The 26938-nt window shown below is 66.6% G+C and carries 26 protein-coding genes and 2 pseudogenes; 24 read left to right on the top strand and 4 right to left on the bottom strand.

Annotated elements, in window-relative coordinates; translation table 11 throughout:
- Positions 1-33 precede the first annotated feature (33 nt).
- Positions 34-465 (top strand): annotated as a pseudogene (locus tag QFZ23_RS01810) (DNA alkylation repair protein); the annotation flags it as partial.
- A 144-nt stretch (positions 466-609) separates the two neighbouring features.
- Positions 610-1194, top strand: a complete 585-nt coding sequence (locus QFZ23_RS01805; protein WP_306920244.1) for a PadR family transcriptional regulator — start codon at positions 610-612, stop codon at positions 1192-1194.
- 107 nt (positions 1195-1301) lie between these two features.
- Here QFZ23_RS01805 and QFZ23_RS01800 read toward each other — a convergent pair whose 3' ends face one another.
- The gene (locus QFZ23_RS01800; RefSeq protein ID WP_306920243.1) at positions 1302-2093 is read right to left on the bottom strand and encodes a lytic transglycosylase domain-containing protein; all 792 of its coding nucleotides are present in this window, start codon (positions 2091-2093) and stop codon (positions 1302-1304) included.
- Positions 2094-2257: 164 nt separating this feature from the next.
- Here QFZ23_RS01800 and QFZ23_RS01795 point away from each other — a divergent pair, with 164 nt between their 5' ends.
- The 11 genes and pseudogenes from QFZ23_RS01795 to QFZ23_RS01745 all read left to right on the top strand — a co-directional run bounded on the left by QFZ23_RS01795 (position 2258) and on the right by QFZ23_RS01745 (position 10677).
- Positions 2258-3493: a CaiB/BaiF CoA transferase family protein gene (locus QFZ23_RS01795; RefSeq protein WP_306920242.1), complete on the top strand. Its 1236-nt coding sequence runs from the start codon at positions 2258-2260 to the stop codon at positions 3491-3493.
- Between the two features lies 1 nt (position 3494).
- The gene (locus tag QFZ23_RS01790; protein ID WP_306920241.1) at positions 3495-4370 is read left to right on the top strand and encodes a hydroxymethylglutaryl-CoA lyase; all 876 of its coding nucleotides are present in this window, start codon (positions 3495-3497) and stop codon (positions 4368-4370) included.
- A gap of 73 nt (positions 4371-4443) precedes the next feature.
- Positions 4444-5838 (top strand): 2-hydroxycarboxylate transporter family protein, encoded by a 1395-nt coding sequence (locus QFZ23_RS01785; protein ID WP_306920240.1) that lies wholly within the window; start codon positions 4444-4446, stop codon positions 5836-5838.
- Positions 5839-5910: 72 nt separating this feature from the next.
- A complete protein-coding gene (locus tag QFZ23_RS01780; RefSeq protein WP_306920239.1) occupies positions 5911-6447 on the top strand; it encodes a gamma carbonic anhydrase family protein in 537 nt (178 codons plus the stop codon).
- A gap of 33 nt (positions 6448-6480) precedes the next feature.
- Complete coding sequence (locus QFZ23_RS01775; protein WP_306920238.1) at positions 6481-6900, top strand: thiamine pyrophosphate-binding protein; 420 nt, start codon at positions 6481-6483, stop codon at positions 6898-6900.
- Positions 6797-7762, top strand: a complete 966-nt coding sequence (locus tag QFZ23_RS01770) for a thiamine pyrophosphate-dependent enzyme (RefSeq protein ID WP_306920237.1) — start codon at positions 6797-6799, stop codon at positions 7760-7762. The genes QFZ23_RS01775 and QFZ23_RS01770 overlap by 104 nt, the downstream gene beginning before the upstream one ends.
- A gap of 22 nt (positions 7763-7784) precedes the next feature.
- The gene (locus QFZ23_RS01765) at positions 7785-8438 is read left to right on the top strand and encodes an IclR family transcriptional regulator (RefSeq protein ID WP_306920236.1); all 654 of its coding nucleotides are present in this window, start codon (positions 7785-7787) and stop codon (positions 8436-8438) included.
- A gap of 302 nt (positions 8439-8740) precedes the next feature.
- Positions 8741-8950: a hypothetical protein gene (locus tag QFZ23_RS01760; RefSeq protein WP_306920235.1), complete on the top strand. Its 210-nt coding sequence runs from the start codon at positions 8741-8743 to the stop codon at positions 8948-8950.
- Positions 8951-9059: 109 nt separating this feature from the next.
- Positions 9060-9362, top strand: coding sequence for a DUF4193 domain-containing protein (locus QFZ23_RS01755; RefSeq protein WP_003802821.1), 303 nt, complete (start codon positions 9060-9062; stop codon positions 9360-9362).
- Positions 9363-9411: 49 nt separating this feature from the next.
- A pseudogene (locus QFZ23_RS01750) lies at positions 9412-10114 on the top strand (hypothetical protein).
- A 68-nt stretch (positions 10115-10182) separates the two neighbouring features.
- Positions 10183-10677: a MarR family winged helix-turn-helix transcriptional regulator gene (locus QFZ23_RS01745; protein ID WP_306920234.1), complete on the top strand. Its 495-nt coding sequence runs from the start codon at positions 10183-10185 to the stop codon at positions 10675-10677.
- 105 nt (positions 10678-10782) lie between these two features.
- On the opposite strand, the gene QFZ23_RS01740 is transcribed toward QFZ23_RS01745, so the two are convergent.
- Entirely contained in the window at positions 10783-12159 is a 1377-nt protein-coding gene (locus tag QFZ23_RS01740; RefSeq protein WP_306920233.1) for an aspartate aminotransferase family protein, read from the bottom strand.
- Between the two features lie 126 nt (positions 12160-12285).
- Here QFZ23_RS01740 and QFZ23_RS01735 point away from each other — a divergent pair, with 126 nt between their 5' ends.
- Positions 12286-13830 (top strand): PucR family transcriptional regulator, encoded by a 1545-nt coding sequence (locus tag QFZ23_RS01735; RefSeq protein ID WP_306920232.1) that lies wholly within the window; start codon positions 12286-12288, stop codon positions 13828-13830.
- Between the two features lie 54 nt (positions 13831-13884).
- Here the strand turns inward: QFZ23_RS01735 and QFZ23_RS01730 are convergent, their stop codons facing one another.
- Positions 13885-15390 (bottom strand): CoA-acylating methylmalonate-semialdehyde dehydrogenase, encoded by a 1506-nt coding sequence (locus QFZ23_RS01730; RefSeq protein ID WP_306920231.1) that lies wholly within the window; start codon positions 15388-15390, stop codon positions 13885-13887.
- Between the two features lie 189 nt (positions 15391-15579).
- Between QFZ23_RS01730 and QFZ23_RS01725 the strand changes: the two genes are divergently transcribed.
- The 3 genes from QFZ23_RS01725 (at position 15580) to QFZ23_RS01715 (ending at position 17269) form a co-directional block, all read left to right on the top strand.
- Entirely contained in the window at positions 15580-15804 is a 225-nt protein-coding gene (locus tag QFZ23_RS01725) for a hypothetical protein (RefSeq protein WP_306920230.1), read from the top strand.
- 172 nt (positions 15805-15976) lie between these two features.
- Positions 15977-16663, top strand: coding sequence for a GntR family transcriptional regulator (locus QFZ23_RS01720; protein ID WP_306926612.1), 687 nt, complete (start codon positions 15977-15979; stop codon positions 16661-16663).
- Between the two features lie 12 nt (positions 16664-16675).
- Positions 16676-17269, top strand: coding sequence for a short chain dehydrogenase (locus QFZ23_RS01715; protein ID WP_306920229.1), 594 nt, complete (start codon positions 16676-16678; stop codon positions 17267-17269).
- Between the two features lie 148 nt (positions 17270-17417).
- Here QFZ23_RS01715 and QFZ23_RS01710 read toward each other — a convergent pair whose 3' ends face one another.
- Positions 17418-18905: an HNH endonuclease gene (locus QFZ23_RS01710; RefSeq protein WP_306920228.1), complete on the bottom strand. Its 1488-nt coding sequence runs from the start codon at positions 18903-18905 to the stop codon at positions 17418-17420.
- A gap of 652 nt (positions 18906-19557) precedes the next feature.
- On the opposite strand from QFZ23_RS01710, the gene QFZ23_RS01705 reads away from it, so the two are divergent.
- The 7 genes from QFZ23_RS01705 to QFZ23_RS01675 are packed head-to-tail and all read left to right on the top strand — an operon-like array spanning position 19558 to position 26916.
- Positions 19558-20406 carry a substrate-binding periplasmic protein gene (locus tag QFZ23_RS01705; protein WP_306920227.1) on the top strand — a complete coding sequence of 283 codons (849 nt, stop codon included), beginning with the start codon at positions 19558-19560 and terminating at the stop codon, positions 20404-20406.
- Positions 20407-20458: 52 nt separating this feature from the next.
- Complete coding sequence (locus QFZ23_RS01700; protein ID WP_306920226.1) at positions 20459-21226, top strand: amino acid ABC transporter permease; 768 nt, start codon at positions 20459-20461, stop codon at positions 21224-21226.
- A complete protein-coding gene (locus tag QFZ23_RS01695) occupies positions 21223-22089 on the top strand; it encodes an amino acid ABC transporter ATP-binding protein (protein ID WP_306920225.1) in 867 nt (288 codons plus the stop codon). Before QFZ23_RS01700 ends, QFZ23_RS01695 begins: the two co-directional genes overlap by 4 nt.
- Before the next feature lie 39 nt (positions 22090-22128).
- A complete protein-coding gene (locus QFZ23_RS01690; RefSeq protein ID WP_306920224.1) occupies positions 22129-23379 on the top strand; it encodes an NAD(P)/FAD-dependent oxidoreductase in 1251 nt (416 codons plus the stop codon).
- A gap of 27 nt (positions 23380-23406) precedes the next feature.
- On the top strand, positions 23407-24321 hold the full coding sequence (locus QFZ23_RS01685) for a dihydrodipicolinate synthase family protein (RefSeq protein WP_306920223.1): 915 nt from the start codon (positions 23407-23409) through the stop codon (positions 24319-24321).
- Positions 24318-25394 carry a proline racemase family protein gene (locus QFZ23_RS01680; RefSeq protein WP_306920222.1) on the top strand — a complete coding sequence of 359 codons (1077 nt, stop codon included), beginning with the start codon at positions 24318-24320 and terminating at the stop codon, positions 25392-25394. The genes QFZ23_RS01685 and QFZ23_RS01680 overlap by 4 nt, the downstream gene beginning before the upstream one ends.
- Positions 25395-25428: 34 nt before the next feature.
- Complete coding sequence (locus QFZ23_RS01675) at positions 25429-26916, top strand: gamma-aminobutyraldehyde dehydrogenase (protein WP_306920221.1); 1488 nt, start codon at positions 25429-25431, stop codon at positions 26914-26916.
- The last annotated feature ends 22 nt before the right edge of the window (positions 26917-26938 follow it).

The following is a 26938-nucleotide window of genomic DNA, read 5'->3' as shown; positions in this document are numbered from 1 at the left end:
GCTTGAGGACCTGAAAATGCGCGCGGTGAACCGGAACTGGACGCCATGCTGCGCCAGGCCCGGGCCCCCAAGGTGCATGACTGGCTGGTGAACTACGTGGTGAAGAAGAGCCCGCATGCCGAACAGCTGCGCGTCGCCTGGACTGAAGACGCGGACCCGGTGGTCGCGAGCGCCGGCTGGGCCCTGACCACGGAGCGGGTCGCGAAAAAGCCTGCAGTGCTCGACTTGCCAGGGCTGCTGGACACCATCGAGGCGGAAATGAAGGACGCCCCGGACCGCCTGCAGTGGGCGATGAACCACGCCCTGGCCCAGATCGGCATCGAGCACTCAGACCACCGCGCCCGGGCCATCGACATCGGCGAACGGCTGGAAGTACTGAAGGACTACCCGACCCCGCCGAACTGCACGTCACCTTTCGCGCCCACCTGGATCAACGAGATGGTGAGCCGGCGGGGCGAAGCCTAAGGCGACGCTTAAAGGCGGTCCATCGCCGCACGCAGATCGCCAGCCTGCATGCGCATCAAAACTGTTGACGGCCGATATGTGTCGATATATCGTTGAGTATCGCTTCAGATCGGAGCGAGCACCTCAACGGAAGGATGATGCCCCATGAAAGGCATTCACGACCACAACAGATTTTCGGATTTCGGCCCCGAAGCGGGACGCTTCGAGCGGGGAAGGAGCCGGCGCGGGCCGCACGGCCACGGCAGGTTTGGCCCCGGCCGCGGATTCGGCCCGGGCTTTGGCCCCGGCGGTTCACGCCGGGCCAACAGGGGTGACGTCCGCTCCGCGATCCTCTCGCTCCTGGCGGAAGCTCCGTCCAACGGCTACGGAATCATCAAAACAGTCGCCGAGAAATCCTCCGGTGCCTGGCGCCCCAGCCCCGGCTCCGTCTACCCGACGCTCCAGCAACTCGTTGACGAGGAACTCATCGCACCGGTAGGCGACGGCCGCCGGACTGAATTCGCCCTCACCGACCAGGGGCGCGAGTATGTGGCTGACCACGCCGAAGAACTCGACCGGGCCTGGAACACCAGTGCCGAGGAGTCAGGACCCGCGTTCCACCAGAGCGTTGAAAAGCTCATGGGAGTCATTCATCAGTTCCGGTTCGCGGCAACCGACGAACAGCGCGCCGCCGCAATGGAAAAGATCGATGAGACGCGCCGGGCCCTCTACCAGATCCTCGCGGACTAAGGACGCGCCGGCCTCTGGAACCTGGTTTCGACGGGCGTCGGCTCGGGGGGCGTCGGTCCGCCCCTTCACCGAGTCCGCGCCGCAGAACAGCGCCGTGACCGGAATCCTCAGTCAGTCCGCCAGTCGCTACCGGCCTGCTCCACATACTGAACAGCCTTCTCGCCCACTTGGCCCAGGTAGGCCTCGGACTGGTTGTAGGACCAGATGGCGTCACTCCACCCCTGGGACGTGGTGAGATCCCGGCCGCCCGCGCACAGATAGCCGGCCGCACTGAGGGCGGCGTCGTCAATATTGTGCGGGTCGGCCACACCATCCCCGTTGCCATCCCGCCCTGCCAGCTTCCACGTGGAGGGGATGAACTGCATGGGTCCGACGGCCCGGTCCCAGACGGCGTCGCCGTCCAATGCGCCGCCGTCGGTATCGGCAATGGCAGCGAAGCCGTCGCCGTTAAGGCCGGGGCCGACGATCGGCCCGCTCACGTCCCCCGAAGCCGTGAGGCGGCCTCCCCCGAGGGCGCCGTGCGCAGATTCGACAAACCCGACGGCGGCCACCGTGTTCCAGCCGATCCGGCACGCCGGCGCTGCGGCATCCGCCATGCCGGCCGCGGCGACGTACGCCCGTAGGGCCCGCGCGGGGATTCCTGTCCGCGCGGCGGTGCGTGCCAACCAGCCCTGGTCGACGGTCCTGGTGATGTTCACGGCGTGCGCACTGCCACTTGCCAACGGCACGAACTTTCCCGCCATCTGCGGCGGGGCCGGCCGGGCTGCACGCACCCCCGCGCCGGCGTTCCCCGCGCCGGGCACGCCCGCATTGGTCGCGCCGAGGAGCCAGAACGCGCACGCAGTAATGGCGCAGAACGCGAAAAGGCTAAGAACCGCAAGGCGTTTCAGACGAAGCACGGAACAGCCTAACCCGGCAGCAGTCCGCGAATGCCTAAACGGCCCACAAAGGCGTCACAACCCTGTTGCGCAGCTCACACTGCCCTGCTATCGTTTCTCCGCCTAATGACAAGCACTTCCCACAGAATGGGAAACTCGGCGCCAAGAGCGCAGGCAGGACTGACATGACTGACGAACTACACATCGAGGGCAACGCCCTCCCGCTCCGCGGCATCCGCGTGCTCGAGCTGGGCAGCTTCATCGCCGCCCCGTTCGCCGCCCGCCTCTTCGGTGACTTCGGCGCAGAGGTCATCAAAATCGAAAAGCCGCAGGGCGGTGACGAACTGCGCGACTGGCGCAAGACCCGCGGCACCACCTCCATGCTGTTCCGCACCATCGGCCGCAACAAGAAGTCCGTGGCGCTGGACCTCCGCTCCGAGGCGGGACGCGAGGCGGTCAAGAAGATCGCCGCCCAGTGCGACGTGGTCATCGAAAACTTCCGTCCCGGCACGCTCGAGAAGTGGGGCCTCGGCCCGGACGTGCTGCAGGAACTCAACCCCGAACTCGTGATGGTGCGGATCTCCGGCTACGGCCAGACCGGCCCGTACAGGAACCGGGCCGGCTTCGGCAGCTCGGCTGAATCCTTCGCAGGCCTGCGGTACATCACCGGCGAACCCGACCGGCCCGCCGGCCGGGCGGCAGCCAGTGTCGGCGACACCGTCGCCGGCCTCTACGGCGTCATCGGCGCACTGATGCTCATGCTGCAGAAGGCCCGCGGACTGCAGACGGGTGCCTCCCAGGTTGTCGACGTCGCCCTTTACGAAGGGGTGTTCAGCCTGCTCGAATCCCTGGTCCCGGACTATGACGCCTACGGCATGATCCGGCAGCGCACCGGCGGTGCGTTGCCCGGCGTCGTTCCTACCGGTTCCTACCTGTGCGGCGACGGCCTCGAGGTGGTCATCGGCGGCAACTCAAACTCAGTCTTCGTCCGGCTCATGCGCGCCATCGGCCGCGACGACCTCGCCGAGGACAGCACCCTCCTCGCGACGGAGGCCCGCGGTGCCCGCGAGGAGGAACTCAACGGTGCCATCTCCGCCTGGACAGGCAGCATGCCCCTCACCGAAGTCCTCGACAAGCTGGACGACGCCGGTGTTCCCGCCGGTCCTGTGTACGACGCCCCGAGCATCGCCGTCGACCGCCACTACCTGGCCCGGGATATGATCCAGACCCATGAGGTGGTCATCGAGGACGAGCCCGAGCTGATCCGCTTCCCCGGCGTGGTGCCGAAGATCCCGGGCCACGAGGGCCGCGTCCGCTGGGTGGGCCCGGAACTGGGCCAGCACACGGCCGAGGTCCTGCGGGACCTTGCCGGAATGGACGCCGACGATATCGCCGGCCTCGGACTGCAGGAGGTGCGCTGAGATGAGCGTGGAAGTAACGGACGTCTTCCTGCGGGACGGACTCCAGGACGAGCCCGTCATCGTATCCACAGCGCACAAGCTGGAGATCGCCGAGGCACTCGTCGACGCCGGACTGCAGCGCATCGAGGTGGCCTCCTTCGTGAACCCGAAGCGTGTGCCGCAGATGGCCGACGCCGCCGACGTCCTCACGTCGCTGCCGGCAGTTCCCGGGGTCATCTACACCAGCCTGGCGCTCAACGGCCGGGGCATCCAGCGCGCTGTCGACGCCTGCGCCACCGACATCCAGGTGGTCACCTCGGCAAGCCAGGCGCACAGCAACGCCAACGCCGGCCAGACCATCGAGGACGCCCTGGCCAGCCTCGGCGCGGCCGTTGCCAGCTTCCCGGAGATCCGGTTCTTCGCCGGCATCTCCACGGCCTTCACCTGTCCGTTCGAGGGCGCGGTCGACCCCGGCTACCTGCTGCGCGTGGTGCGTGCCTTCAAGGACATGGGCATCACCGACGTCGGGCTCGCGGACACGCTCGGCACCACGCCCACCGAACAGGTGATGTCCAGCCTGCACTACGTCCGCGAGGCCGAACCGGACCTTACGTATTACCTCCACCTGCACAACGGGCACAGCCAGGCGCTGGCCACCGCGAGCGCAGCGGTGGAGTCCGGCGTCGTCCGTTTCGATGCCGCCCTCGGCGGTTACGGCGGCTGCCCGTTCGCCCCCGGGGCGCACGGCAACATCGCAACCGAGGAACTTGTCCGGCACCTGCACGACGCCGGGCACCAGACCGGGATCGACGAGGACCGCCTCGCCGAGGCGGTTCGGCTCGCCCGCGACGTCGTGACGCACTCACCGGCAGCCGGGGTCCTCGACCCAGCACGCTAACCCCTATACCCGCTTCAACTTCCCATCCACAGGCCGCCGACGGCGGTTTCCCACCAACGTTTTGGGGACAATGATGTCTACAAATTCACGTACCACGGACCTCACCAACGAACCTACGGACCAGCCGCCGAGCCAGACCGGCCACGCCGGCTCCCGGCCTGGCACGCACCATCCCGGCCGGCCGGGGCTCAAAATCGCCAACCTTCCGGCGCCGCTCTACCTGCTCCTTGCAGGCCTGGTTCTCACCGCAGCCGTCACCGGCAACCTCCCGGACACCATGGTGGTGGGCTTCGCCACCACCATCCTGCTCGGCGGGCTGTTCATCTGGATCGGCAACCTGTTCCCGGTGGTCAGGGACTTCGGTCTCCCCACCATCCTCTGCACCTTCGTCCCCGCCACCCTCGTGTTCCTGGGCTGGATGCCGGAGAACATCGTCACAGTGGTGAAGAACTTCGTCGACGGCCAGGGCTTCCTGGACTTCTTCGTGGTCGGCATCATCGCCGGTTCCATCCTCGGCATGCCGCGAGCGCTGCTGCTGAAGGCGGGCCCACGTTTCGCCGTCCCCCTCATCGGCTGCCTGATCGCCACCTTTGTCCTGGTCGGACTTATCGGCGCGGTCACGGGCTTCGGCTTCGTCGACGGCATCCTCTTCATCGCCGCGCCCATCATGGCCGGCGGCCTGGGGGTCGGAGCCCTGCCCATGTCGAAGATGTACGCAGCGGCCACCGGCGGCGACTCCGCCGCCTTCATGGGTGACCTGATGTCCGCCGTCGTGATGGCCAACGTGGTCTGCATCCTCATCGCCGGCATCTACAACGGCCTGGGCAAGCGCAAGAAGCAACTCTTCGTTGGTTTCAACGGCCACGGCCAGTTGCTGCGGATTACCGGGCGGGGCGGAGAGCTTACCCTGCCGCCCAAGCGCGACACGTCCTCGTTCATCGCACTGGGCAAGGGCCTGCTCATCGCCGGCAGCCTCTTCGTGTTCGGCAACCTCGTGGCCGCCTTCATCCCCGGACTGCACCCCTATGCCTGGACCATCATCGCCGCCGCGGCAGTGAAGATCTTCAAGCTGCTCCCGCAGGACGTCGAGGACTCAACCGCTGACTGGGGCGACCTGATCGGCGCAGTCCTGGTGCCGGCCCTGCTGGTCGGCGTCAGCATCACCTACATCGACATGACCCAGGTCTTCGCCTCGCTGAGCAATCCCCTGTTCATCCTGCTCACCATCTGCACCGTCATCATCGCCACGGTGACCTCCGGCGTTCTCGGCTGGCTCGTGAAGTTCAACTTCGTCGAGGCATCCATCACGCCCGGCCTGGTCATGGCGGACACCGGCGGCAGCGGCGACGTGTCGGTGCTGAGCGCGGCGAACCGCATGCACCTCATGCCCTTCGCGGCCCTCACCAACCGGCTCGGCGGAGCGCTGGTGCTCTTCGTGACGTCGCTGATCGTGCCGTTTCTTACCTAGCCCTTAATTACGACGGCGGTGCCCGGCAACTGCTGCCGGGCACCGCCGTTCCAACTCACCACTAGGACCAACATGAGCTTGAACATCCTGGCCGTCGACGGCCGTTCCCCCCGGATCACCGGCGACGCGTGGGTGGCGCCGACCGCCACCGTGGTCGGGTCCGCCACCATCGGGGCAGGGACCGGGATCTTCTATGGCGCCGTCATTCGTGCGGACATGGAGGACATCAGCATCGGCGAGGGCAGCAACATCCAGGACACCGCCGTCGTCCACGCCGATCCCGGCCACCCGGCACGCGTGGGCAACCACGTCAGCGTGGGGCACGGCGCGGTGCTGCATGGCTGCACGGTGGGCGACGGTGCCCTCATCGGCATGAACGCCACGGTCCTCAACGGCGCGATCATCGGCGCCGGCTCCCTGGTGGCCGCCAACGCGCTGGTTCCGGAGGGCACCGAGGTGCCGCCCGGCTCGCTCGTGGCGGGGGTGCCGGCCAAGGTGCGCCGCCCGCTTCTGCCGGAGGAAATTGAGCATTGCCGGCAGAACGCCTTAACGTACGCCACACTGACTTTGAGGCACCGGGACGCCACTACCGCGGCGCTGCCGGCCTGACCAGTTCCCACCCCACGAACGCAAGGACAGCCCATGACCACCACTCCCACCACTTCCCGTCCCGCCGGTTCAGGTTTCGCGGGGCAGGGCGCCGCCCTCCCCGACGAGGGCCACGTCTCTGCGGCCGTCGCTGACGTCCTGGCGGAGCGCGCAGGACACCTGTTCGGGCTGATGGGCAACGGCAACGCCCATCTCATCAGCCGGCTCACCCGCTGCGGCTTTCCCTTCACGTCGGCCCGCCACGAGGCCGCGACCGTCGCCATGGCGGACGCGTACCACCGGGCCACCGGAGGCGTCGCGGCCGCCACCACCACGTATGGCGCCGGCTTCACCAACGCCTACACCACTCTTGCCGAAGCCCGGCTGGCCCGCATTCCGCTGGTATTCGTCGGACCTCGGCATCGCCGGCGGCTTCACGCGCAGCCACCGCCTCGACGTCGCACGCCAGGCTGACCTCGTCCTGGTGGCGGGGGCGAGCCTCAACGCCTTCCAGACCCGTTACGGAACCCTGTTCCCGGCAGACGCCAGGATCATCCGGCTCGACAACGAGCCCGATGGCGGGCAAAACGCCGGCTCCGAGTACGTCCGGGCCGACATCCTGCCATTCATCGAGGGCCTGCTGGAGCGCTTGCCCGCCGCAGGATCGCCAACCTGGCGGGATGCTGTCCCCGAGGTGTCGGGGACGGATTTCCGCTCGTCCAGCCCCGTGGAGGACCCGGTGGAGTTCGGCCCGGACGGGCGTCTCAACCCTCGTGCCGTCGTCGCTGCCCTGGACCGGATCCTGCCGGCTGAGCGTTCGGTGGTGATGGACGGCGGGCACTTCATCGGCTGGGCGCCGATGTACCTCTCCGTCCCGGACCCGCACGCCATGGTCCTGGTGGGAACCGCCTTCCAATCCATCGGGCTGGGCTTCGGCTCCGCTGCCGGGGTTTCGGCCGCCCGCCCGGAACGCACCACCGTCCTGGTCAGCGGCGACGGCGGCGGCCTCATGGGGCTGTCCGACTTCGAGACCTTCCTGCGGGCCACCCGCAGGGGTGTGGTGGTGGTCCTGAACGACTCGGCGTACGGCGCGGAGCTGCACCAGTATGCCGCAAAGGGGCTGCACGACCAGGCGATGCTGATCGACGAAGTGGACTTCGCCGCCGTCGGACGCGCCCTGGGCGCCGACAGGATCAAGGCGCGCACGCTTGCCGACTTGGGGCTGCTCGAGGACTGGCTGGCGACGCACGATGACGGCGTGTTCGTTCTGGACGTGGCGATTTCCCAGAAGGTGATTGCCGAGTTCATGGCGGAGTCATTGGCCGCCAAGGGCTGAGGCGGCGTCATAAGCTGGCCACATGCCCCCTACTGAACAGAACGGAAGCAACCGCACGCTGGAGCGTGCCGCCGCGATCCTCGACGCGGTGGGCCGGTCGGCCGTGTCAGCCAGTGAGCTGTCCCGGCGGACCGGCCTGTCGCTGTCCACAGCGCACCGTCTGGCCCTGCAGATGGTGGACTACGGCTTCCTCCGCCGCACCGAGGGCGGCACCTTCCGGCTCGGACAGCGGTTCGTCCGTTCGGCCCTGGAGAACGTTGCCTTGCCCGTGCTCCATGAGCTCCGCGACCGCACCGGCGAGACGGCGCAACTCTGGGTCCGGCGGGGGAATGAACGTGTCTGCCTCATCAGCGCAGACAGCCGCCACGAACTTCGCGCCACCCTGCCGCCAGGTTCGCGCCTCCCCCTGCCCGCCGGCTCGAGCGGCCGGCTCCTCGCCGCCGACGACGAGGTGCTGGCCGAGCTGGCTTCGGCGGGCTGGATTGAATCGGTGGGGTCCCGTACGCCCGGCCTCGGCTCCATCAGTGCGCCGGTACAGACCGAAGAGGGAATCATCGCCGCCGTCTGCCTCGCCATGCCCCTGGCCCGTGTCACTGGATCTCCGGGCCAGGACCACGGCGCCGTCGTGGTGCAGGCGGCACGGCGAATCGAGGAAGCGGTGCGCGAAGGGGCCTAGGGTTCCTGCCGCCGCCTGCCCTCCCGCGGCCGCTCCCAAGCCCCTCCGGCCAAAACGTTGACAAAGTGTTGGCCTCGCGGTTCTACTTTTATGCAGGCACCGAACATGATGCACGCGAACCGTACGCGTGGACAGGCTTACATCAGAGCCCGTGGGGGCGGTGCACCAGCGGCCTACAGGCCATACACATTGGCATCCGGTAGACGCTGCGTACGCAGAGATCCCGGAATGCCCGCTGTCGCCGACTCGCGCGGCCCAAAAACTCTGAACAGCTCAAAACTTTCAACACCCCAAGGACACCCATGCCCAGCTCCACCAAGACCATCGACATCCAGGTAAACGACCGCCAGATCCTCGACGAGAGGCTGGATGCCGCCGTCAAGTGCCTTCAGGAGGCGGCCATGCTCACCGGAACACACGGGATCATGGTCACCCGCAACAGGCCCGGGAGCTACACCGCCACGCTCTCCGACCAGGTTCCATTCGGCATGACCCGCGAAATTATCCTCTAAACTTTGGGGACCTTAACCCGTCCCCGGTATCCGGGAATACCTGGCGGCGCCCACTCGTTGAGTCCTGCGAATGCGCGCCGTCCGGCGCACAGCCGAAGGAGTAAAAACCATGGCAACTGACTACGACGCCCCTCGCGTGGCCCAAGAGGACCAGCCGGCCAACGAGTCCCTGGAGGCCATCCAGTCCCGCCAGGGCGGATCCCAGACTGCCCTGCTTGATGTGGAAGAAGCGGACACCGCCGAAGGCATCGACCTTCCCGGTGCCGACCTGTCGCATGAAGAGCTGCTGATCCAGGTTGTTCCGGTGCAGGAAGATGAGTTCACCTGTATGTCCTGCTTCCTGGTCCACCACCGCAGCCAGCTCGCGCGGGAAAAGGACGGCAAGAAGTACTGCTCGGAGTGTGAAGGCTAGCACCAGAGGGCTAGCTCTGAAGGGCCAGCACTGAGAAGATGGCGCTGTCCTGGCCCGGCTCCGATCGTCCTGGACCGCCGTCGTTCCCGTCGTCGGTCTGATCGTGCTGGCCGTGACCTGGGGAGTCTCCCCCGGTCCGGTGCTGACTACCGTCATCGCAGTGGTTCTGGTGGGTGCCGTTCTGGCGGCGGTGCACCATGCCGAAGTGGTGGCCCAGCGCGTCGGCGAGCCCTTAGGGTCGCTCGTGCTGGCCGTCGCGGTCACCGTTATCGAGGTGGCCCTGATCGTCACGCTGATCGCTTCCGGCGGCGAAGGAAGCCACTCGCTGGCACGGGACACCGTTTTTGCCGCCGTCATGATCACGGTCAACGGCATCGTGGGGATTGCACTGCTGGTGGGCGCCCCCCGGTATGGCTTCCCGCGGTTCAACCCGGAGGGATCCGGTGCCGCCCTGGCCGTGGTTCTCACGCTGGCTACGCTGACGCTGGTCCTGCCGACCTTCACGTCGTCGCGGCCTGGCCTACGGTTCGGCCATTGCCAGCATCGGCCTGACGATTCCCGCCATTGCGGTGGCCAGCATCTGGCTGCAGGGACCGTTGACGCTGGGGCTCGGCGGCACGCAGATAGTCCTGTTCCTGCTGAGCGTCATAGTGGGAACACTCACGGTGGTGCCCGGCCGTGCCACCCGCCTGCAGGGGGCCATCCACCTGGTTCTGTTCGCCGCGTTCCTCTTCCTCGCCATGTTCCCGTAACTGGAATCGCGTAGGAGTTCCGGGCGCCGGTCAGCTGCCTCCAACTGCCACTTCGATATCATGGCCTCATGACTTCCCCTTCAGGGAGCGACGAAGACCTCCTGCTCGAGCGGCAGCTCTGCTTCGCTCTGGCTGTCGCCTCGCGCACCGTCATCAGCGCTTACCGGCCCGTGCTGCAGGAGCTGAACCTGACCCATCCGCAGTACCTGGTGATGCTGGCGCTGTGGGAGAAGAGCCCGCGTTCCGTCAAGGAAATCAGCGACGCCCTCCTCCTGGTTCCGGCCACCCTGTCCCCTCTTCTCAAGCGGCTCGAAGCCTTGGGATATGTCACCCGCCGCCGCGTTCCCGGGGATGAACGCTCCCTTGCGGTCGGGCTGACCCCCGAAGGCACCGCGCTCCGCGACAAGGCGTTGGGCGTGCCCGGCACCATGCTGGCCAAGCTCGGCCTCACCCGCGCCCAGGCGGAGGACATCCACGTGGCCATGACCCAGCTCATCGAAGCCGCCCAGACGGACCACACCCTCCAGACCGACCCCGACATGGATGACGAAGCCACAGCCTAGGCGCCAGGAGCATGCCCCTGCCCTTAGCCCCGGATTTCGACAGCGGTTGACCAACCACCGGCGGATGGCCAGCGGGCTGATCGTCACGCACCGGCCGGCATAGTTTCACCCCACGACGGCGGTTAGCGCCTGGTCGTAGATGTTCAGGGCCGTGGCCACTTCCCCGGGCGTCACGACGGCGGGCGGGACGACGTGGATGCGGTTGTCGGCGATGAAGGGCAGCAGACCCAGGCGCAGGAGTTCTGCTTTGAGCCGGCCCATGTAGTCGGCCGAAACCGGCGTCCGGGTGGACGGGTCCTGGACGAGTTCCAGCGCCCAGAAGACGCCGCGGCCGCGGACCTCGCCGATAACGCCGTGGCGCTCGGCAAGCGCACGAAGGCCGGGTTCCAGGTGGTCGCGGCCGATCCGCGCGGCGTTGCCGACGATGTCCTCTTCCTCGAAGGCCTCGATGGACGCTACGACTGAGGCTGCGGCGAGGGGGTGGCCGGAGTAGGTCAGCCCGCCGGGGAAGACGCGCTCGTCGAAGGTGGCCGCGATGTCGCCGGAGATAATCACGCCGCCCACCGGGACGTAGCCGGAGTTCACGCCCTTCGCGAAGGTGATGAGGTCCGGGGTGACGTTGAACGCGTCGAGGGCGAACCAGTCGCCGGTGCGTCCGAAGCCGGCCATGACTTCATCGAGGATCATCACGATGCCGTACTCGTCGCACAGCTCGCGCACGCCCTCGAGGTAGCCGGGGGTCGGGACGAGGATGCCGGCCGTGCCGGGGACGGTTTCGAGTAGGAGGGCTGCGACCGACTGCGGCCCCTCGGCCTGGACGACGCGGCGCAGGTGGTGCAGTGCGCGCTCGGTCTCCTGTTCCGGCGTCTCTGCCCAGAATTCGGACCGGTAGAGGTACGGGCCGAAAACGTGGACGTGGCCCCGGGCGTATTCGTTGGGGATGCGGCGCCAGTCACCGGTGGCCACGATCGCCGAGCCCGTGTTGCCATGGTACGAGCGGTAGCGGGAGATGACCTTGTCGCGGCCGGTGTGCAGGCGGGCCATGCGGATGGCGTTTTCGTTCGCGTCCGCGCCTCCCTTGGTGAAGAAGACCTTCTCCATGTTGGCCGGGGCGTGGGACAGGATCCTGGCTGCAGCCGTGCCGCGGACGTGGTTGGCGTGGGCCGGCGCGACGGTGGCCAGGCTGGTTGCCTGCTGCGCAATGGCGGCGATGACCTTGGGGTGCTGGTGGCCGATGTTGGTGTTCACCAGCTGGCTGGAGAAGTCCAGGTAGGTGTTGCCGTCGTGGTCCCAGACGGTGCTGCCGGATCCGCCGGCAATGGCCATTGGGGTGAGGGACTTCTGCGCCGACCAGGAATGGAAGACGTTCGCCCGGTCCAGGGCGACGACGTCGGCGTTGGAGATAGCAGCGTCGCTGGCGGCTGCGTTGGTGACTGCGGCATTGATGCCTGCTGCAAACAGGGTTTCCTGGCTGGCGCCCATGACGGTTCCTCTCGGTGGATGGATGGGGACTTCCTTCATCATCCGGTCCACGCCCGACGCAACCCCCTATACCTTTGTACAATCAGTCCAATCCGATTCGACGTTTTCACATCCTAGGGGTCCGGCATGCCGCCAAGCCTGAACGTCCTCCTCCGCAGCCGCGCGCTGAAGCTTCGCCTCGTGATGCCGGAAGCTGGATCCGCCCAACTCGACGAGCCAATCACCTGGGTCCACAGCTCCGACCTGGCGGATCCCACCCCGTTCCTTGACGCCGGGCAGCTGCTGCTCACCGACGGCACACAGTTCCCGATGGACACCAAGCCAAATGGCTCCACCTATGACGAGTACGTGGGGCGCCTGGTGGGGCATGGCATCGCGGGCCTGGGGTTCGCGACGCAGGTGATCCACGGGACGCTGCCGCCGGCGCTGGAGGAAGCCTGCCGGAAACACGGGCTGCCGCTATTGGAGGTCCCGGACCGGACGCCGTTCATCGCGATCATCCGCATGGTGGCCGACTACCTGGCCAAGGAGGAACATGCCCGGGCGGAATGGTCGCTGCAGGCACAGCGCGCCATCTCCCGCGCGGCCCTCCGCCCGGACGGGCTGACCTCGATCCTCGGGGAGCTGGAACGCCAGCTGCACAGCTGGGTGGCTCTCTACGACGCCGCGGGCAACTACGTCCGGATGGCGAGGAACCGTCCGGTTCCCTCCGACATTGCCGGCGAGGTCACGGCGAAGGTCCGCAATGCCCTGGACCTGGGCACACGTTCCGCCTCGCATCTGCTCATCGGGGGCCAGTCCGTGACGCTGCAGACTCTTGGCCGGAAGGGCAGCCTCCGCGGCGCGCTGGCCCTGGGTGCCATCGAGCCCCTGGACCCGGCACGGACGGACATCGTCAACAGCGTGATCGGTCTGGCCAGCCTGACGCTTGAGCAGACGCGCACCCTCGATACCGCCCGCAGGCACCTCCGCGCCGGTGTCTTCGAGCAGCTGCTGGCGGGCAGCACCGACGTCGCGGCTAGAACGGCGCGGCAGGTGTGGGGACAGCTGCCGCGGGAACCGCTGCTGGTGACCGCCTCGCGGCAGGAGAACCCGGCACCGAACCTGCTCGAGGCGCTGGAACTGCTCGCCGACGACTACCGGGGCGCGGTGTTCTATGCCCTGCGCGGCGACCTTTTGGTGGTCATGGCCGGGCGGCAGCACCAGGACAAGGTTCTGGAGCTGCTGCAGCGGCATGGCGCCTGCGGTGTTTCCGCCGAGACGGCGATCGCGGGGCTTTCCGGCGCCCTGGAAGAAGCCACCCGCGCGCTGCGGCGCGCCGCAGAACTGGGGAGGACCGCCATCGAATTTTCCGAACTGTCCGACGGCGGGATGCTGGGCCTGCTGCGCGAGGAGAAGGCCGGTCCTGTGGCGCGCGGACTGCTGCAGCCGCTGATCGCGCACGACGCGGCGGAGCAGGCTGAGCTGCTGGCCACTGTGCGGGAGTGGTTCGCGAACGACTGCGTGTGGGACAAGACGGCCCGGCGCCTTGGGGTGCACCGCCACACTCTGCGGAACCGGGTGGACGCGGCCGGCAGGATCCTCGGGCTGAACCTGGACGGCATGCGAGACCGGCTGGAGCTGTTCGCCGCGGTGCAGTTCCTGGAAGAGACTCAGTTGCGGGAGGGTTGAAAAGCGGCAGGGCCTCCAGCGGTGCGCCGGAGACCCTGCCGTGGATTCACTTGCTTAGTTCTGCGGGAAGCCGAGGTTGATGCCGCCGTGGCTGGGGTCGAGCCAGCGGGAGGTGATGGCCTTTTCGCGGGTGAAGAACTGGAAGCCCTGCAGGCCGTACGCCTTGGAGCTGCCGAAGATCGAGTCCTTGAAGCCGCCGAAGGAGTAGTAGGCCACGGGCACGGGGATGGGCACGTTGATGCCCACCATGCCCACTTCGACCTCGTTCTGGAAGCGGCGGGCTGCGCCGCCGTCGTTGGTGAAAATCGCCGTGCCGTTGCCGAAGGCACCGGAGTTGATCAGATCCAGGCCCTCCTCGTAGCTGCGGACGCGGACCACGGCCAGGACGGGGCCGAAGATCTCTTCCGTGTAGACGCGGGAGGTGACCGGGACGTCGTCGATCAGGGTGGGGCCGAGCCAGAAACCGTTCTCGTCGCCGTCAACGTTGATGCCGCGGCCGTCCACCACCACCTTGGCGCCATCCTCGATGGCGACATCGATGTAGGAGGCCACCTTGTCGCGGTGCTGGCGGGTGACCAGGGGGCCCATATCGCAGTTGCGGCGGCCGTCGCCGATCCGCAGCGTGGCCATGCGGGAGGTGATCTTTTCGATCAGTTCGTCGGCGGCGGGCTCGACGGCGACCACGACACTGATGGCCATGCAGCGTTCACCGGCGGAACCGAAGCCGGCGTTGATGGCGGCGTCGGCTGTCAGGTCGAGGTCGGCGTCGGGCAGGACCAGCATGTGGTTCTTGGCGCCGCCGAGAGCCTGGACGCGCTTGCCGTTGCGTGCGGCGGTCTCGTAGATGTACTGGGCGATCGGGGTGGACCCGACGAAGGAGATGGCCTTCACGTCAGGGTGCTCCAGGAGGCCATCGACGGCTTCCTTGTCGCCGTGCAGGACGTTGAAAACGCCGTTCGGCAGCCCCGCTTCGGTGAACAGCTCGGCGAGCCAGTTGGCCGCCGACGGGTCCTTTTCGCTGGGCTTCAGGACCACGGCGTTGCCGGCTGCGATGGCGATCGGCAGGAACCACAGCGGCACCATCGCGGGGAAGTTGAACGGGCTGATGATGCCCACGACGCCGAGGGGTGACTTGGTGGAGTAGACGTCCACGCCGCTGGAGACGTTCTCGGAGTGCTCGCCCTTGATCAGGTGCGGGAAGCCGGTGGCCAGTTCCACGACCTCCAGGCCGCGGGTGATTTCGCCCAGCGCGTCGGAGACGACCTTGCCGTGCTCGGCCGTGATGATCTGGGCCAGTTCGCCCTTGCGCTCGTTCAGCAGTTCGCGGAAGCGGAAGATGATCTGCTGGCGCTTGGTGATGGACAGGCCGCGCCAGGCCGGGAAGGCCTTCTGTGCGGATGAGATGGCGGCCTCGATGTCGCCGGCGTTGGCCAGGGCCACCCGCTTGGTCTCGGTGCCGCGGGCGGGGTCGAAGACCGGCGCGGTGCGGTCACCGGAGGAGAGTGCTTCTTCTCCCCCGATCCAGTGGGACAGTACGGGAAGTTCCTGGTTTTCTGACACGCTTCTTCTCGCTTTCAGGATTGTTGGCAGGGGCGCCGGACGGCTTACTAGCCACGGTAGTTAAGCCGCATGGCGGTCAGCTCCCTACATTTGTCACGCCCGTCAGGTGTGGATCGACATATGTACACGCCCGACGGCGTCCCGCGTGGCCCTACGGTGATGTCACCAGCACGCCCACCCAGGAGCCCTATGAAACGACGCCGCCCCGCCACTGCCGCCACACAACGGGAAGCCACCGCCGTCCGCACCGGCGAGCACTGCCCTCAGACCGGATGGTGGTACCCGCTGCAGTCCGAGTCTGCAGAACCCGCGCCCGCAGAGCCCGGCCTCGCCCCGTGGTTCGTGGGGCAGGGAAGCGTCATGCCCGCGATCGGCGGTTCACCCTCCCTCTGGCTGCCAAGCCGGAACGGCTGACTGCGCAGGCCCGGCGGCAATAAAACTTCGGGTCGCACCATTTACTCGGGGGTGGGTAAAGAGCTAAACTTTGTCAGACAATCTGCATGCAACGCAGACCAGAACCTAGCAATTGGGGGAGCACATGGCGGAAACGCACCTGTCACCCGAACCGATATCCCTGCCTGTGAGAATGTCGCCCGTGGCCTCCGTTTCCCGCCGGGACGGCGTGGTCAACGAAATCCGCCGCGCGGTGGTGCTGGGCACCATCAAACCGGGTGAAAAACTGACCGAAGTCCAGCTGTCCGAATGGCTCAATGTCAGCAGGCCCACGGTCCGCGAGGCGCTGAACCAGATGGCGCAGGAAGGCCTTCTGGTGCAGGAGCCCTACCGCGGGCTCCGCGTGGCCACCCTGGATACGACGTCCATCATGGACTTGGCAAACACCCGCATGGCGCTGGACATGCTCGCGGTCACCGCGATCATTGAAGACGAAACCGGGCGCCGCCTGCGCATGGTCGAGGAAAGCTGGGCCGAATACAGCCGCGTGGAGATGGACCCGGACCCGGTAGTGCGGCATGAAAGCCACGTGGCCTTCCACCGCAAGCTCTGGGCCGCGTCCGAGAACGCGCTGCTGCTCCGCCTATGGCCCGTCACCGAAGCCCACGTCACCATCATCCTTGCCCAGGACCAGGCAACCCGCGCAGACCCCGTCCGCGCCCACCGCGTGCACGAGAAGCTCGTCAAAGCCATTCGGACCAAAGACCTTGAGGTCATCAGGAAAGCCTTCACCGAACACACGATCGACAGCGCGAAGGAACTCATCGCGCTGCTGGACAAACAACGTGTGGACGCACCCCAGCCGGATAAAAAGAAGTAGGAGTATCAGCCCATGAAGATTCTTATTGTTGGCGCAAACGGCCTTCTCGGTTCCGCGGCGGCCGCAGCACTCAAGGGACGGCACGAGGTATTCGAAGCCTCCCGCTCAAGCGATATCAGCGTGGACCTGGCCGAACCTGACTCGATCCGGCGCATGTTCGATCAGGTGGGCACCGTAGATGCCGTCATCTCCTGCAGCGGTTCGGTTCCCTTCAAGCCGCTCGCTGAGCTCACGGACAAGGACTTCAGGTCCGGCTTTGAGGACAAGGTCCTTGGCCAGGTCAACTTGGTGCAGCTCGGCGCCGAGTACATTTCCGACGGCGGCTCTTTCACCCTGACCAGCGGCGTCCTCGCCCGCGAGCCCATCCTGACCGGCGCCGCGGCATCACTGGCCAACGGCGCCCTCGAGTCCTTCGTCATGGCTGCCGCCGCCGAGCTGTCACGTGGAATTCGGATCAACGCCGTCAGCCCCACAGTCCTGGCCGAGGCCTCTGGGTATCACGAGTTCTTCCCCGGGTTCTCGCAGGTGCCGGCCGAGACGGTCGGCCGCGCCTACGTGAAGTCGGTCGAGGGCATCCAGACCGGTCAAGTCTTCGCACTTGACTAAGCCGCACCAGAAGCGGCCGGACTAGGAGCGGCCGGACCAGAAGCGGCCGGACTAGGAGCGGCCGGACCAGAAGCGGCCACCACCCCGGAAGCGAGCCACCGCAAAACCGAGCCATCCTGAAGCAGGGCCACCGTAAATGCGGTCCACCCTAGAAGGGCGGGGGTTCTGGCTCCTTGGGCGGGTAAAGGGCTTTGCCGAAATCCGCCGCTTCGGTGCTGTATTCCCGGCCCAGGGGCGAACGCCACTCAAGATCACCCGTTGGGGACGACTGTCTATAGCTCCAGGCGCCGATGGACTTTAGCGCGTGGTGCCTTCGGCAGAGCATTGCGAGGTTGCCTGCGTCGGTGGCGCCACCGTCCTGCCACTCGATGGTGTGGTCGGGTTCGCAGGCGGCGGCCCGGCACGTGCATCCCGGGAATCGGCAGGTCCCGTCACGGTAATATAGGTACCGGCGCAGCGCCTTCGGTGGACGGTACGCTGCACGGCCCACGCCCAGGGCCTGCCCGGTGGTGCAGTCGATGAAGAGCCGCTGCCATGCGGGCGCAATGGCCGCCAGGCGCCGGGCCGTGGCAGCGTCAACCGGACCGTAGCCTTCGAGTTCGGCCGCCTGGAATTCAACTGCCTGCAGTTCAGCCGCTTTGAGTTCAGCCGTGGCGAGCGTCTCGACGGGTTCGGCACCGTAACCGAGGACGAGTCCGACGGGAATGGTCACCACGACCTCGGCGCGGAACGCTCCGGATCCTGACTCGTCAGATGCGCCCAAAAAACGGTAGGTGAATGCATCAGCGCGAAGCTCCAACAGCGTGCGGGAATCGGGCGCAGTGCCGGATTCGGGAGGTGCATCGGGTCCAGGAACAGCGAAGGCCCCAGGAAGGGCCCCGGGCTCTGCAGCCCGTGCGCTGGCCAGCCGCGCATCGCGGTCGAGCCCATTAAAGATGGCCATCCCGACTTCCGCCGTGAGGAACGCGGATAGCGTGCACATGCCGTCCGGCTCGGGCGAGAACCACACACCTCGTTCGCGCCGGGCAGATGCCTTCCGGGCCGCGAGGCTCTCGGGGTGGAGGCTCTCGCGCAGCCGCCCCAGGCATGCGCGCAACTCGGACGGGGTGCGGCGTCGGCCTTGCCGCGTCCGCGTGCGCTGCAGGGCCGCCGCGGCGAAATTCTCGGCCTGTTCGGCAGGCAGGGAGCGGACCTGGTCGAGGATGATCCGGGCGTGAGCCTCGGAGATCTCCCCTGCCTCGACCGCTTCAAGGATTCCCCACTGGGACGTCGTTAGATCCGCGGCATCATTCACGAGGCGCGCGGCGGTGCCTCTCGAGAGGGCACAGGCGGTGGACACTTCGCTGACGGCGAGCGCATGGGCCTCGTCCCCGCCAAACCGCACCGGTTGGTTCTCTTGGCGCCGGGGAGATTCTTCGCCAATCGCTTCTTCGACCCTCGCCAGGGCGCTCATTTTCATGGCTGTTGCCCAAGCGAGGAGCCGGTCGGTCGACTCCACCATGGAGAGCGCCTCGTCGGCTGTGAGGAAGGAGGGGAGCGGAAAGCTCACCGTTCCGGTAAGCAGCGAATCCTCGTGATCCGTGAAGTCGACGGCCGGAACCCACGTCTCGTCGGCGACGAACGCTTGGACCTCCATGCCGCGCCTCCTTCCCGGAAACCTGGCCTTCCGAACCACTTGTCTTCTGAAATCACTGCCTTCTGAAATCAGCTGCCGGCTTCTGCCCCTACCGGACACTCCCAGACTAGGGAGCGGGTCTGACATTTAAGGGCCGATCGGGCACCGGATGGCAGGCGGGAACCAATAAGTTTTGCCGCCCCACAGGACAACGAAAGTAGGTAGCAGCTCACGGCCTTCCCAGCCCTGAGAACGCCCTGAAATGCTACCTAGTTGGGTGCTGGGGGTGAGCAGAAAGACCAAGGCGCGGCGTGCCGCCGTCGTAACCGGCCGGACGGTAACGGGGAATTTACATTTCCCGCAACCTCACCCGGTTTCGGGGGCACCAGCCCGGGCATCCGCGGAGCGCAGATTGCGCAATATTTCCTGCCGGCTCAAGGCGAACGAAAAAAACACTGGACGTGGCTCTGGTCACAACGCTACTGTTGAACCAGCAAGCAGATTGTTTGACAATAAAACAACCAAACCGTATCGACGGCACACTGCTTACGCCGTCCCCCACCTCCCCACCGGCAGCGCCCAATGCCGCCGGCAAAATTTCCTTCGAGCTGCGGACGGCCCCTTGATGCCGCTGCCAGCCCGGTAACCCCATTCCCGTAAAGAGGGTTTAACAATGACCAAAACAAGCAAGATCGTCCTTGCTGTCCTCGCCATCGCGGTACTGTCCGCAGCCGCAGGCTTCTTCGGCAGCGGCTTCCGTGGCAACAGCGCCGCCGCTTCTACCGGCTCCGCGCAGGGCACGTTCATCGAGGAAATCAAGAAGCGCGGCGAGCTCCGCGTCGGTGTCGCAATCGCTCCGCCCATGACTGTCCAGCAGGCCGACGGCACGCTGGGCGGCCCCAACCTTATTCCGCTGGAGGAACTGGCCAAGCAGCTCGGCGTGAAGCTGGTGCCGGTGGCCGCGGAGTGGAAGAACATCGTGGCCGGCCTGCAGGCCAACCGCTACGACTTCGCAGCTAACCTGGACTACACCGTGGAGCGGTCACTGGCGATCTCCTTCACGAACCCCGTCTACGAATACCCCGGCGTGTTCGTGGTGAAGGCCAACTCCCCGCATACCACCTCTGACCAGATCATCCAGAGCGGCGGCCAGATCGCAACCGCCCAGGGCGCAGCCCCGGAAGCCACGCTGAAAGGCCTGACGTCCAAGATCATGCCCATGGATTCCTACTCGAACGCCATCTCCGCCATCCAGGCCGGCCGGGCCGTCGCCGAATTCACCGACCTGCCCACCGCTGAATCCCAGGCCCAGGCAGACAAGACGCTGAAGATCGTCGTCCCTGATCCGGCGATCTACTCGGGCACCGCTGCCTACGGTGTACCCGCCGGCGTCGACGCCCGTTCGATGCAGATCGTGAACATCGCCATCGAGCGCGCACAGAAGAGCGGCAAGCTCGCCCAGGCCTACGCCAAGGTCAACTACTTCGAGGTGGACAACCTCGGCGATCTCCAGAAGAAGTGACCTGCCTGGAAATGATCTGGCAAGAAGTCACCCGGCAAGGAGCCAAGACATCATGAACTACAACTTCGACTGGGACGTGGTTGCCCGGGCATTGCCTGCAATGATGCAGGGCCTGGGAATCACCGTCCAGATCACGCTCATCACCATTGCCATCAGCATGGTCCTAGCCGTCCCCGTGGCCGTAGGACGCATGTCCAACATCGAGGTCATCCGGTGGGCCGCCCAGGCGTACATCGAGGTATTCCGCTGCACGCCACTGCTGGTCCAGCTGTTCTGGATCTTCTACGCCATGCCGGCCCTGACCGGGGTTACCCTTCCCGGTGAGGTCTCGGCAGTCATCGCGCTGACGGCCAACCTCACGGCCTTCATGGCCGAGGCCTACCGCAGCGGATTCCAGTCCGTGCCCGTGGAACAGGTCGAAGCCGGGCGGATGCTGCAGCTGAGCCGCTTCCAGCAGCTTCGCTACATCATCGTTCCGCAGGCCCTGCGCCAGCAGCTGCCGGTGATCCTGTCCCTGAACATCTCACTGTTCAAGGACACAGCCCTGGTTTCCACCATCGCCGTCGCGGACCTGATGTTCATCTCGAACACCATCTCCTCCCAGACGTACCGGTCCCTGGAAGTCTTCACGCTGGCCGCCATCGTCTACTTCGCGATCGCCTTCCCCGTATCCCTGGCGACCAGCGCACTGGAACGCCGGATGCAAAACAGCTCCGGCATGGGCGCCCCTCCGCCCCGGAAACTCGTCGCCCGCATGATGCCTGGCTCACGGACGCCTGATACACGGACGGCAGACTCACGGACGGCGGTGCCGGCATGAGCCACTCGGCACCCGGCGCTCAGCTTTCCACCCGCCAGCAGAAGGACAATGATGGAAGCGAACAGAAGGGCACCCAGGTGACAACTCTGGAGCACATCCCGGGCCGCGCCGGCAGCGGGCAGGTCCTGGTGGAGGCCCGCGGCCTCCAGAAGAGCTTCGGTCCCCGGCAGATCCTCAAAAACGTCGACTTCCAGATGAACAAGGGCGACATCACCGTCATCATCGGCAAGAGCGGCTCCGGTAAGTCCACCCTGCTGCGGGCCCTGGCCGGACTCACCGACCCCGACGAAGGCCAGATAATCGTCGACGGCCAGACCGTATTCACCGAACAGCAGCGCACCAAGGAATGGGACAGCGTCCGCTCCGAAGTTGGCATGGTCTTCCAGACCTACACCCTGTGGCCGCACATGAACGTGCTGGACAACCTGGTCTTGGCACCCCGCAAAGTCCGGGGCGCCGGAGCAAAGGAAACTCGGGACCGCGCCGAGGCAGCGCTGGCCGAGGTGGGCATGGCGCACCACATCCTCAGCAAGCCCACCCAGCTCTCCGGCGGTGAACGGCAGCGCGTCGCCATCGCCCGGGCCCTGATGATGAAGCCCAAGCTCCTGCTCTGCGACGAGATCACCTCCGCCCTTGACCCGCCCGTGGCAGCCGAGGTCCTGGACGTTCTGCGCCGCCTGAAGGAGGAAGACGGCATCGCCGTTGCCCTCGTCACCCATGACATGGCCTTTGCCTCCAAGGCAGCCGACCGCGTGGTGTTCTTCCACAACGGTGAAATCGCGGTCAACGCCACTCCGGAAGCCGCATTCGACAACTGCGACAACGAAGACCTCAAGAAGTTCGTGGACGCCGTCCGTTTCTAGCCCGGCCGGGTTAAAAAGCGGACCAAGAAAGGAAACACAGTGCACACCGTTGTAATTGGCGGCGGCGTTATCGGCCTCACGCAGGCCTACCACCTTGCTCGGGAGGGCGAGAACGTCACCGTCATCGATGCCCGGGCCACCGGCCTGGGCGCCTCCGAGGTCAATGCCGGCTGGATCGTGCCGGCGGAGGCGGCACCCGTGCCAGGACCCGGCGTCGTTCTTCAGTCCCTGAAATGGATGCTGCGCCCGGACAGCCCGCTCTACATCCGCCCGTCCGTACAGCCCGACTTCCTGAAGTTCATGTTCAACATGTGGCGCCGGTCCAACTTCCAGGACCAGCGGGCCGGCTTCGAAGGGCACCTGCGCCTGGCGCAGCACACCATCGAGACCTTCGACGAGTACCGTGCCGACGGCATGGACTTCGAAATGCACAGCGAGGGCCTGCTCATGGCCTTCACGCAGAAGGAAAACCTCGAGCACCACCTGGACAACCTGGACCTGCCCAAGTCCTTCGACCTGGACCCGCAGGTCCTGGTGGGCGACGCCGTCCGGACCCACGAACCGCTGCTCACCGACGCCGTCTACGGCGGCATCTACTTCCCGCAGGAACGGCACGTCGATCCCGGCGCCATGGTCACGGCGCTGCACAAGCGGCTCGTGGAGATGGGCGTGCAGATCATCGAAAACTCCCCCATCGACCGGGTCACGTTCAACGGCAGCACCGTCACCGCCGTGCACAGCGGTGAGCAAAAGTTCGACGGCGACCGGTTCGTTCTCGCTGCAGGCGCCTGGACCGGACCACTCTCCAAATTGTTCAAGGCACCCATTCCGGTACGGCCGGGCAAGGGCTACAGCCTCGAAGTCCCCGCCTATGGGCTGAAGGGCGCGGTGAACCTCTCCGACGCCAAGGTGGCCGTGACCCCGTTCAACGCCCGGCTGCGCCTGGCCGGAACCATGGAGTTCGGCGGCCTGGACGAGAAGATCAACCAGGTCCGGATCGACGCCATCCTGCGGGCACCGCGCACCTACTTCAAGGGCTGGGAACCGCCCACCGAACCCGTCACCCCACGGGCCGGCATCCGACCCATGACCCCGGACGGCATGCCGGTCATCGGCGCCCTGGGCAGCCTCAGCAACACGTTTGTTTCCACCGGCCACGGCATGCTCGGCGTAACCCTCGCCCCCGGAAGCGCCGCAGCCCTGACCAAACTCATCCTGAAGGGCAGGAAGAGCCCGGCCCTGCTGCCCTTCACCTCAGCACGCTTCCTGCCCCGCAACCACGCGGGCTAAGACTTCACCTACGAAAGGACTTACAACATGTCACGCACCAAGAAGGACCTCCGCGGCATCCTCGCAGCAGTCACCACCCCGTTCACGGAGGACGGCCGGGCCATCGACGAAGCTGCGCTGCAGCACCAGGTGGAGCGCCTGGTTTCGGCCGGCATCCACGGCATCGTGCCCACCGGCACCACCGGCGAATTCACCACCCTCTCCGCCGACGAATACCGCCGCGTGATCGAGCTCTACGTCAAGGGCGCCGACGGCCGCATCCCCGTCATCGCAGGCATAGGCGCACTCTCCACTCAGGCCGCCATCGACCTCGCCCAGCACGCCGAGACCGTCGGCGCCGACGCCATCATGCTGGTCCCGCCGTTCTACGATCCCCTGGACTTCACCACCCTCAGGGCGTTCCTGTCCGCCGTCGCCGGCTCCATCACCCTGCCGATCGTCTACTACAACGTCCCCGGCGCCACCGGCATCCGACTCACCGCTGCCGAACTCGCCGAACTGGGCCACATCGATGGCGTTGACTACATCAAGAACACCTCCGACGACGCCGTGGGGCTGGCAGAACTGCTGGCCCACCACACCGACAGCATCAAGGCCTTCAACGGCTGGGACACGCTGACATTCTTCGGCATCGCCAGTGGCGCCGAAGCCTCCGTCTGGGGAACCGCCGGCGTGGTTCCCGAACTCGCCGTGGAATTCTGGGAAGCCCTCGCCGAGCAGAAGGACCTGGACCGCGCCCGCGAACTGTGGAAGCACCTCTGGGCCATCAGCGACTTTCTCGAGTCGGTCAATTATGTCGCGGGCATCAAGGCCGGCCTGGAACTCATCGGCCACCCGGTGGGTCCCGCCCGCCTGCCCATCCTGCCCCTCCCCGCCAAGGAACGTGAGCGCTTCGCCGCGATCCTGCAGAATGCGGGCGTCATCCCGGCAGTGACAGCATGAGCCCTCGCTCCACCAGCAGACTCGCCCTCGACGCCATCGAGGTGCACGCAGAGGGCGAGCCCGGACGGATCCTGACCTCCGCCGCCGGGCTCGTCCGTGGCGACACGATGGTGGAGCGCCTGCAGTACTGCAAGGAACACCTGGACTGGCTGCGCCGGCTCATGCTCCACGAGCCGCGCGGCTACCCGGGACTGTGCTCGGTGATCATCCTGCCTGCAGTGAACGAAGGCTCCGACTTCGGCATCGTCGTCCTGGAACAGGGCGGGTTCACCCCCATGTCAGGATCCAACACCATCTGCGCCGTCACAGCGGTGCTGGAGGCCGGCATCGTCTCCGCCCGGGGCCCGGAAACGGTCGTCACCATCGACACCGCTGTGGGCACTGTCCAGGCGGTGGCCAAGGTGCACGAAGGCAAGGTCCTCTCGGTGACCGTCGTGAACGTCCCGGCGTTCGTCGTCGAACTTGACTTCCCGCTCGAGGTCCCGGAACTGGGCACGGTTCCCGTCGACGTCGTGTTCGGCGGCCAGTTCTTTGCCCAGGCCAAGGCGTCCGACATCGGGCTGGAACTGCACCCGGACAACGGCAAGGACCTGGCCCGCGCCGGAGCGCTCATCAAGATGGCCGCGCTGGAGCAGATCAGCGTCAGCCACCCGGACAACCCGCTCATCAGCGGCGTCAACCTGATCATGCTGCACACCGGGGACAGGGTGCCGGGCCGGCAGGACCGCAACACCGTGGTGCTGTCCAATGGCAAGCTCGTCCCGTCCGACCCGTCCACCTGGACCGGTGCGCTGGACCGATCCCCCTGCGGCACCGGCACCAGCGCCCGCATGGCCGCGCTGCACGCCCGCGGCCAGCTCGCCATCGGGGAAGACTTCTCCCACCACAGCATTATCGGCAGCGATTTCATCGGCCGCCTCACGGGCACGACGACGGTCGGCAGCCGGGCCGCGGTCCTCCCCACCGTCACCGGGCGGGGCTGGGTGACAGGACACAGCCAGTGGATCCTGGACCCCACCGACCCCTTCCCCACCGGGTACACCGTGGGCGACATCTGGGCACCCGGCGCCTAAGCAAACACTTTTCGAACGACTGAAAGCAGGAGTTGTGAGCCAGTTCATTAACGGCAAGATCCTCGAGGGCACCACCGGGGAAACCGCGGACGTCATCGACCCGTCCAACGGAACCACCGTCGCCACCATCAGCGTTGCCGGCAGCGACGAGGTCAAGCTCGCGGTCCAGGCCGCGCGGGACGCGTTCCCGGCCTGGTCCCGGGCTACCCCGGCCGAACGCTCGGCCGTCCTCACCCGGTTCGCCACGCTCATGGAAGAGCGCGCCGAGGAATTCGCCCAACTGGAATCCCGCCAGGCCGGCAAACCCATCCGCCTCACTCGCGAATTCGATGTCCCGGGCACCATCGACAACATCGCCTTCTTCGCCGGAGCCGCCCGCAACCTCGAAGGCAAAGCCACCGGCGAATACTCCGCGGACCACACCTCCTCCATCCGTCGCGAAGCGATCGGCGTCATCGGCTCCATCTCGCCGTGGAACTACCCGCTGCAGATGGCCGCCTGGAAGATCCTGCCCGCCATCGCCGCCGGCAACACCATCGTGCTCAAACCCGCCGAGATCACCCCGCTCACCACGCTGCTGTTCGCCCAGGTCGCCACCGAAGCCGGCGTCCCGGATGGCGTCATCAACGTCATCACTGGCCGCGGCTCCACCGTCGGCGCGGAATTGCTGCGCCACCCGGACGTGGACATGCTCTCCTTCACCGGCTCCACCGGCGTGGGCCGCACCGTCCTGGACGCCGCCGCCACCACCGCCAAACGCGTCCACCTGGAACTCGGCGGCAAGGCACCGTTCGTGGTGTTCGACGACGCCGACCTTGAGGCCGCGATCCATGGCGCCGTCGCCGGCAGCCTGATCAACACCGGCCAGGACTGCACAGCAGCCACCCGGGCCATCGTGCACCGTTCCTTGTACGAGGACTTCATCGCCGGCGTCGCGGACCTCTACGCCACGATCAAGCTCGGCCCCACCTCCGACCCCGCCACCGACCTCGGCCCGCTCGTCTCCCAGGCCCACCGCGACAAGGTCGCCGAGATGGTTGACCGCGCCCGCGGCTACGCCCGCGTCATCGGCGGCGGAATGCCTAACACCCAGCAAGACAGTGAGCTGGCCAACGGCTCCTACTACCGGCCCACCCTCGTCGCCGATGCCACCCCGGACAGCGAAATCTTCCGCGACGAAGTCTTCGGCCCCGTGCTGGCCGTCACCCCGTACGACACCGACGACGAGGCCATCCAACTCGCCAACGACACCCCCTACGGCCTTGCCGCCTCCGCCTGGACCAAGGACGTCTACCGCGCCCTGCGTGCCACCCGCGAAATCCGCGCAGGAGCAGTCTGGGTCAACGACCACATCCCGATCATCAGCGAAATGCCCCACGGCGGTATGAAGCAGTCCGGCTTCGGCAAGGACATGTCCACCTACTCCTTCGACGAATACACCGTGGTCAAACACGTCATGTACGACCTCACCGGGGAAAAGGCCAAGGCCTGGCACCGCACCATCTTTTCCCTGGAGGACTAAGGCAAATAACGACGGCGGGACT

It is taken from the genome of Arthrobacter globiformis (assembly GCF_030818015.1).
In the GTDB taxonomy this organism is placed as follows: Bacteria; Actinomycetota; Actinomycetes; order Actinomycetales; family Micrococcaceae; genus Arthrobacter; species Arthrobacter globiformis_C.
Note: the sequence above shows the minus strand (reverse complement) of the source record. Positions and strands in the feature narration are given on the sequence as shown.